8 protein-coding genes are annotated in these 7633 nt (G+C 67.7%); 7 read left to right on the forward strand and 1 reads right to left on the reverse strand.

Features of this window, described 5'->3' with window-relative positions:
* Positions 1-27 precede the first annotated feature (27 nt).
* On the reverse strand, positions 28-504 hold the full coding sequence (locus tag DQP58_RS12270) for a nitroreductase family deazaflavin-dependent oxidoreductase (protein ID WP_112708649.1): 477 nt from the start codon (positions 502-504) through the stop codon (positions 28-30).
* 135 nt (positions 505-639) lie between these two features.
* Between DQP58_RS12270 and DQP58_RS12275 the strand changes: the two genes are divergently transcribed.
* From DQP58_RS12275 to DQP58_RS12305, 7 genes are all read left to right on the forward strand, one after another.
* Positions 640-1362 carry a TetR/AcrR family transcriptional regulator gene (locus DQP58_RS12275; protein WP_112708650.1) on the forward strand — a complete coding sequence of 241 codons (723 nt, stop codon included), beginning with the start codon at positions 640-642 and terminating at the stop codon, positions 1360-1362.
* Complete coding sequence (locus tag DQP58_RS12280; RefSeq protein ID WP_112708651.1) at positions 1359-2582, forward strand: cytochrome P450; 1224 nt, start codon at positions 1359-1361, stop codon at positions 2580-2582. Before DQP58_RS12275 ends, DQP58_RS12280 begins: the two co-directional genes overlap by 4 nt.
* Positions 2576-3523, forward strand: coding sequence for an SDR family oxidoreductase (locus DQP58_RS12285; protein WP_112708652.1), 948 nt, complete (start codon positions 2576-2578; stop codon positions 3521-3523). The genes DQP58_RS12280 and DQP58_RS12285 overlap by 7 nt, the downstream gene beginning before the upstream one ends.
* Positions 3524-3548: 25 nt before the next feature.
* Entirely contained in the window at positions 3549-4721 is a 1173-nt protein-coding gene (locus DQP58_RS12290; protein ID WP_112708658.1) for an amidohydrolase family protein, read from the forward strand.
* A complete protein-coding gene (locus DQP58_RS12295; RefSeq protein ID WP_112708653.1) occupies positions 4718-5953 on the forward strand; it encodes a M24 family metallopeptidase in 1236 nt (411 codons plus the stop codon). The genes DQP58_RS12290 and DQP58_RS12295 overlap by 4 nt, the downstream gene beginning before the upstream one ends.
* Entirely contained in the window at positions 5943-7061 is a 1119-nt protein-coding gene (locus tag DQP58_RS12300; protein ID WP_112708654.1) for a M24 family metallopeptidase, read from the forward strand. The genes DQP58_RS12295 and DQP58_RS12300 overlap by 11 nt, the downstream gene beginning before the upstream one ends.
* A 127-nt stretch (positions 7062-7188) precedes the next feature.
* On the forward strand, positions 7189-7633 hold a 445-nt coding region (locus tag DQP58_RS12305), incomplete at its 3' end, for a DUF222 domain-containing protein (protein WP_205869409.1).

A 7633-nucleotide genomic window follows, 5' to 3' on the forward strand; every position in this document is an offset into this window, starting at 1 on the left:
GCCAAAAGCAGGGCGCCCGATCGCAATTCAACCGGTGGGCGTGAGTAGAAACAACCGGAATCGGCGCCGGCCGGCGCGTTCCTGGGCGAGGCGATAATTCGGCCAGGACGCCAGCGCCTTGTCCCACGCTTCATCGCGCTCCGCGCCATCAAGCAGGCGCACCGCCGCCACGCAACGGTGCCCGAGCCGGCGCATTGTGACACGTTGCGCCGCTTGGAGATTCGCGGACCATGATGGGTGGCGTGGGCGCCCCCAGTTCGATCCGATCAGCAACAGGGAACCATCAAGGGGGACGTATTGCACGGTGGCGCTGCGGGCGAGACCGGTTTTGCGACCAGAGATGGTGATCCGCACGTTGGGCAGGCCGGCCACATCCAAAACGCCGAGGCGTCCGTTGGTCAGGAAGCGCAGCGCGGCTTCGAGCCACTCCACGACCCGGTGACCGTTCAGGATCAGCACGCGGTAGACCGTCGGGTTGCGGGCCCACCGCTGCAGCGGATTCATGGCATGACTGTATTCCGCGGGTGCCGGATCAAGGCGTCAGCACGATGAAATGCCGTTGACGACCCGGTGTTTCGATGGCCATTGGAGTCCGGCCGGTATGGGATAAATAAACTGCTTGATTTAATCCGGCGCGGCGTGTTCACTGAGGCGATGACCGCCGAGCGGGTCGCCCGCTCCGATAGGTCGACAAGCACCCGCGAGGCGATCTTGTCGGCCGCCGAAGTGCTGTTCGCCGAACGCGGGATGTACGCCGTGTCCAATCGGCAGATCAGCGAAGCGGCGGGGCAGGGCAACAACGCCGCGGCGTGCTACCACTTCGGCACCAGGGTCGACCTGCTCCGCGCGATCGAGAGCAAGCACCGCGAGCCGATCGAGGAACTGCGGGCCCAGATGCTGGGCGCCATCGGCGATTCGACCGAGCTGCGGGACTGGGTCGGCGCGCTGGTACGCCCGTTGACCGATCATCTGTCCGCGCTGGGCACCCCGACCTGGTACGCGCGTTTCGCCGCGCAGGCGATGGCCGACCCCACACACCGGCATGTGGTCACCAAGGACGCCCTGGCGTCGCCGCTGCTGGTCCGCACGCTCGAGGGCATCAACCGGTGCCTGCCGGAGCTACCCAAGCGAGTGCGTGCCGAACGGATGGTGATGGTGCGCAACCTACTCATGCACACCTGCGCCGAACACGAGGGCGCACTGGCCGAGCACGGACCGCGGTCGCGGTCGGCGTGGCCGGTGGCCGGCGAGGGGCTGATCGACGCGATCGTCGGCCTCTGGCGCGCGCCGGTCCACGTGGGTGCGGCCGGCGGCCAGCCAGGACACACCACCGCGCAGGCCGACAACAGAGGAGCACGATGACCGCAGGATCCGCCGCCACCGATATCCCGGAGTTCCCGATGACGCGGGCCCCCGGCTGCCCGTTCGCCCCGCCCCCGAAGGTGTTGGCGCTCAACGCCGACAAGCAGCTGAGCAGGGTGCGGATCTGGGACGGCAGCACCCCCTGGCTCATCCACGGCTACGACGCGATACGCGCGCTGTTCACCGATTCGCGCACCAGCGTCGACGACCGGTTGCCTGGCTATCCGCACTGGAACGAAGGCATGCTGGCCACGGTGCACAAGCGCCCACGCTCGGTGTTCACCTCCGACGCCGAAGAACACACCCGGTTCCGCCGGATGCTGTCTAAACCGTTCACGTTCAAGCGGGTTGAGGCGCTGCGACCGGCGGTCCAGAAGATCACCGACGACCACATCGACGCCCTGCTCGCCGGCCCGAAGCCCGGTGACATCGTCAGCACCCTGTCGCTGCCGGTCCCCTCGCTGGTCATCAGCGAACTGCTGGGCGTGCCCTATGAGGACGCGGAATTCTTCCAGACTCAGGCCCAGCGGGGCATGGGCCGCTACGCGACCGAGAAGGACACCGCCCAGGGTGCCGCCTCGTTGGCGAAGTATCTGGCCAACCTGGTGCGGGCGAAAATGCACGACCCGTCCGAGGATCTGGTGTCCGACCTCGCCGAGCGGGTCAATGCCGGCGAGATCAGCGTGCGCGAGGCCGCGCAGTTGGCCACCGGTGTGCTGATCGCCGGCCATGAGACCACCGCGAACATGATCAGCCTGAGCATCGCGGCGTTGCTCGAACATCCCGACCAACGCGCGCTGTTGCACGACACCGACGATCCCAAGGTCATCGCCACCGCGGTCGAAGAGCTGATGCGCTACCTGAGCATCATCCAGACCGGGCAGCGCCGAATCGCCGTCGAGGACATCGAGATCGGCGGCGAAACCATCCGCGCCGGTGACGGCATCATCCTCGACGTCGCCCCCGCGAACTGGGATGAGCGCCAGTTCCCCAACCCCGACCGGCTGGACCTGCAGCGCGAGGACGGGCCGCACGTCGGGTTCGGCTACGGACGTCATCAGTGCGTGGGTCAGCAGCTGGCGCGCATGGAGTTGCAGATCGTCCTACCCACCCTGCTGCGCCGCGTCCCGACCCTGCGGCTCGCCGTGCCGCTCGATGAGCTTCCGTTCAAACACGACGCGCTGGCCTACGGTCTCTACGAGTTGCCCGTGACATGGTGAAACCCGATCTCGCGCTGGACGTTCCCGACCTGCGGGGCAGATTCGCCGTCGTGACGGGGGCCAACAGCGGTCTTGGGTTCGGCCTGGCGAAGCGGCTGTCGGCCGCGGGTGCCGAGGTGGCGCTTGCCGTCCGCGACCGGGCCAAGGGCGAGCGTGCGGTCGCGGACATCCGCCGCGAGGTGCCGCAGGCCAAGCTCACCATCAGGCAACTCGACCTGTCGTCGCTACCGAGCGTGGCCGGGCTTGCGGAGGTGCTGACCGCGGAAGGCCGCCCGATCGACATCCTGATCAACAACGCCGGCGTCATGACGCCGCCACGCCGGCAGCAGACCCGTGACGGCTTCGAATTGCAGTTCGGCACAAATCATTTGGGGCATTTCGCGCTGACCGGACGGTTGCTGGGCTTGCTGCGGGCGGCGGAGTTTGCGCGGGTGGTGACGGTCAGCAGCCTCGCCGCGACCCAGGGCAATCTCGACTTCGGCGACGTCAACGCGCAACGCGGCTATAAACCCATGCGGTCGTACGGGGTCGCCAAGCTGGCGCAACTGATGTTCGCCGTCGAATTGGATCGGCGCAGTCGATGCGGTGGTTGGGGATTGATGTCCAACGCCGCGCACCCGGGTCTGACCAAGACGAACCTGCTCAGCGGCGCGTCGTACGGTCGCACCACACCGACCTTGCAGGCCCGGTTGACGCGGCTGACGTGGCGGCTGCTGCCGTTCATGTGGCTCGACATCGACGAGGGCATCAAGCCGACGCTGTACGCCGCGGTGTCCCCGGCTGCGCAGGGCGCCACTTACTACGGGCCGCGTGGCTTCTACGAAACGGTCCGGGGCGGTGTCACTTTCGCGGGTGTCCCGCGGCTGGCGCGCAGCGAGGCCGGCCTGCGCGAGCTGTGGCAGCTCTCCGAACGGCTCACCGGTGTCAGCTATCCCGGTTGACCGGTATCGCAACGAAGGGACGATGATGTCCAGCCCAGCCAAAGCCCTTTACCCCGACGGCGTGATCGGCGCGCCCAAGGATCGCCGCGGTCACGCCGCGGAGTTCAGCACCGGCCTGCCTGCGGGTACCGAGGTGTTCTCCGCCGACAACCACATCTCGGTGGCCGATGACATCTTCTACCAAGGCTTTCCCGACGAGCTCAAGGAGCAGGCCCCGCGAATCTGGTATGAGGACGGCGCGTATCTGCTCGGGTCGCCCGGGCAATCCATGGTGGTCGGCGATTTCAGCGCTGTGCTCATGCAATACGACGATCTGGCCGGGGCGGCCACGAACAACGTCGAAGCCCGGGTTCGCGAGCTCGCCGAGGACGGCGTCGACAGGGAACTGGCCTTCCCCAACGCGGTGCTCGCGCTGTTCCACCACCCCGACCCCCAGATCCGCGAGCGGATCTTTCGCGTCTACAACGAGCACATCGCCGGCGTTCAGGAACGCTCCGGCGGGCGCTGCTACGGCGTCGGACTGATCAACTGGTGGGACCCGGCCGGCGCCCGACGCACCTTGGCCGAGCTGAAGTCGTTGGGGCTCACAACGTTTCTGATGCCCATCAGCCCCGGCAACGATGCCAACGGTCAGCCCATCGACTATTCGAGCGCGGCGATGAGCGCGGTCTGGGACGAGATCGAGGAGGCCGGGCTGCCCGTCACGCACCACATCGGCGAGAGTCAGCCCAAGTTTCCCAGTGAGGTCAACAGCGTCGCGGTGGCCATGATGGTCAACATCGACTCATTCCGGGAGATGTTCTCCAAGTACATCTTCGGCGGCATCCTGGACCGGCATCCGCGGCTGCGGATCGGCTGGTTCGAGGGCGGCATCGCGTGGGTGCCGACGGCCCTGCAGGACGCCGAGCATGTGCTGGTCTCCTACCGGCATATGCTGGCACACGAACCCGAGCGGGAGGTCCGCCATTACTGGGATGAGCACATGTGCGCCTCGTTCATGGTCGATCCGCTGGGGCTGCGGCAGATCGACGAGATCGGGATCGACAAGGTGATGTGGTCATCCGATTATCCGCACAACGAAAGCACCTTCGGCTATTCGGAGCGTTCCCTGGCCGCGGTGGTCGACGCCGTCGGTGCGCAGGACGCCGTTCGGGTGGTCGGCGGCAACATCAGGAAGTTCCTGGGGATCTCGGCATGACGAACTCGATGGCCGCCCGCGCCTCGGTGCTCGACGTACCCGATGAGCCGGACTGGGCCCGCATGCGCGTCGAGACCGGAGCGCGGCTGCGATCCGCCATGTCCGAACACGGCGTCGACGCGTTGATCCTGCTGATGAACGGCTACGTCGGATACGCGACCGGGGTCAGTTGGCCGCTGTTGGATGCCGGCCTGTCCCACGTCGAGCGTCCGGTCGCCGTCGTGCTCGCCGACGACGTGCATCCGCACCTGTTCATGCCGTTACGCAGCGGGGCGTCCGCGGAGTACCCGGTGCCCGACGACCACCTGCACGACCCGGCCTACCTCGAGTTCGATTCCGGCGTCGAGGATTTCGCGCGGAAACTGTCCGATCTCATTCCGCCGGGCGCCGGCGTCGCCGTCGACGAGCTCACCGGCGCCATGCGCCGCTCGGCGTCCACGCTGTTCCCGGGTGGGCCGCCCACGGACGCGGCGATCGTGCTCGGGGCCGCGCAACTGGTCAAGACCCGCGACGAGCTGTCCTGTCTTCGCATGGCCGCCCGCATCACCGAAAAGGCGGTCGTCGGCGTGCAGAAGGCGCTGAAGCCGGGCGTACGACAGATCGATCTCTCGGCCGCCTTCGTTCGGCGGGCGTTCGAACTCGGTGCCACCACCAACATGCTCGAGGCCATCTGGCAGGTGATGCCCAGTTCGCGGGAAGCCGGCGTGTGGACTACGCACGGCGATCTTGCGCTGCCGCTGCTGCCCACCGACCGGGAGCTGTCCGCCGGCGACGTCCTGTGGACCGACATCAGCATCACCTACCACGGATACTGTTCGGACTTCGGCCGCACCTGGATCGTCGGCGAACGGCCCACGCCGCGCCAGCAAGATCAGTTCCGGCAGTGGCGCACGGTCCTGGACGCCGTGCTCGCCGTGACCAAAGCCGGTGTAACTTCAGGGGATTTGGCGCGCGCCGCGATCGCGGCCAACGGTGGCCGCAAACCATGGCTGCCGCATTTCTACCTCGGTCACGGTATCGGCACCTACCCCGCGGAGGCGCCGATGATCGGAACGGATCTCGGCGAGGAGTTCGACGACAACTTTGTCTTTCCGCCCGGCATGGTGCTGGTTCTGGAGCCGGTGATGTGGGAGGACGGCACCGGAGGCTACCGCAGTGAGGAGATCGTGGTGATCACCGAAGACGGCTACGCGCCGATCACCGACTACCCGTACACCCCGTATGGCTACTGAAGTCCTGCCCGACGCGCACGAATTGCGCTCGGGCCGAAGGGAACGGGCGCTGTCCCAGATGGCGGAGCACGACCTCGACATCCTGGTGCTGGGCCGGCAGGCCAACATTCGCTACGTCACGGGCGCGCCGCAGCTATGGATAGCCGGCACACGCCCGTTCGGCCCGATGTGCGTGCTGGTGCGTGCCACCGGAGGCATCTATCTCAACAGCACCGACGACGAGGGCGTTCCGGAGGAGATCGGCCACGATCACCTGTACGGGTTGGCCTGGAACCCATTGACCCTCATCGACGTCCTGAAGAAGATCGAGGGCGCCGAAGCGGCCCGGCGGGTCGGAACCGACGCGATCACACCGACTTTCGCGGCGCTGCTGCCCGAGGCGTTTCCCAACGCCGAGTTGGTTGACGCCGAGCCGGCCATGCGCGCCGCGCGGCGCATTAAGACGCCGGACGAAGTCGCGGCGATGGGCCAGGCGGTGCGCGTCGCCGAACACGGACTGGCAGCCGCGCTGAGCGCGTTCGCGCCGGGCGTGTCGGAGCGGACGCTGGCTGGGGTGATGATGGAGGCGATGGCCGCGGGCGGGGTGAGCACACCGGCGACCCAGGACGCCGCGTGGGTGACGTCGCGCGAACAACCGTGGCGTCGCGCCGCCGCGTCCGAGGCCCGGCCGGGTGACCTCGTCGCGTTCGCCGCGGGCGCACTGGCGAACGGCTATGTCGCCGAGGTGGGGCGGACCCGGCCGGCCGGCAATACCATCACCGACGAGGTCCGCGCGCTCTTCGAGCGCTCGGATCTGTTGTACGACAGGATGCTTGCCGCATGTCGCCCCGGCGCGTCCACCCGCGACCTGCTCGCCGCCTACGCGGCGGCCGGTGAGCCGGTGCCGCCGATGCCGGTCGCGCACGGGCTGGGGTTAGGGTTCGATCCGCCGGTGGTGTCCGAAACGCTCCTGGCCGCGGGCGAACACGACGTGCTCGAGGCGGGGATGGTGTTGGCGATCACCGGATATGTGTGGCGCGAGGGCGTCGGCGCGGCGTACCGCCGGGACACGGTCCACATCACCGACAGTGGTGTCGATGTGCTGACCACCAGTCCATCGTGGGGCTAGCTCGGCCAGCCCGTCCCGCTGCTGCCAATTCGCTAGGGCCCTGAAACTCCGAATCCACCTGTACCACTTCAGTTTCACTGGCCACAAAACCAGCGTTCTTGTCGGTGGCCTTCGATAGCTTCGGGGTGTGAGTGTAGATCCGGAGGCCCTGCTCGCGGCGTTTGACGTCATCGACGCTGCCTTCGACGATGTGCTCGGGTCGGACTGCGATGCGTTGGCCGCCCGCGACCAGTTGGCGGTATTGGAGCGCTGCGAAAGAGTGCGCCGGCGGTTGCCTGCTGTCGAGCATCCGCTCATCAATTCCCTTGCCCGCCAGGCCCCCTCCCAGGAGCTCGGCGGCACGGTGGTCCACGCCATCGCCGAGGCGGCCCTGATCAGCCGCGCCGAAGCCTCCCGGCGCCTCAAGGAGGCAGGCGACCTGGGCCCGCGCCACGGCCTGACCGGCGAACCCATTGCGCCGCTGCTGCCGGCCACCGCCGCGGGACAACGCCGCGGCGAGCTGGGTGCGGGCCAGGTCGCGGTGATCCGCACGTTCTACCACCAGCTGCCCGGCTGGATAGACATGCCCACCC

Origin of the sequence: Mycobacterium colombiense, from assembly GCF_003284975.1 — a bacterium.
Lineage (GTDB): Bacteria > Actinomycetota > Actinomycetes > Mycobacteriales > Mycobacteriaceae > Mycobacterium > Mycobacterium europaeum_A.

Coding starts and splice junctions, on each gene's coding strand:
- DQP58_RS12270 (WP_112708649.1), bottom strand. CDS start 504: ATGAATCCGCTGCAGCGGTGGGCCCGCAACCCGACGGTCTACCGCGTG.
- DQP58_RS12280 (WP_112708651.1), top strand. CDS start 1,359: ATGACCGCAGGATCCGCCGCCACCGATATCCCGGAGTTCCCGATGACG.
- DQP58_RS12285 (WP_112708652.1), top strand. CDS start 2,576: ATGGTGAAACCCGATCTCGCGCTGGACGTTCCCGACCTGCGGGGCAGA.
- DQP58_RS12290 (WP_112708658.1), top strand. CDS start 3,549: ATGTCCAGCCCAGCCAAAGCCCTTTACCCCGACGGCGTGATCGGCGCG.
- DQP58_RS12295 (WP_112708653.1), top strand. CDS start 4,718: ATGACGAACTCGATGGCCGCCCGCGCCTCGGTGCTCGACGTACCCGAT.
- DQP58_RS12300 (WP_112708654.1), top strand. CDS start 5,943: ATGGCTACTGAAGTCCTGCCCGACGCGCACGAATTGCGCTCGGGCCGA.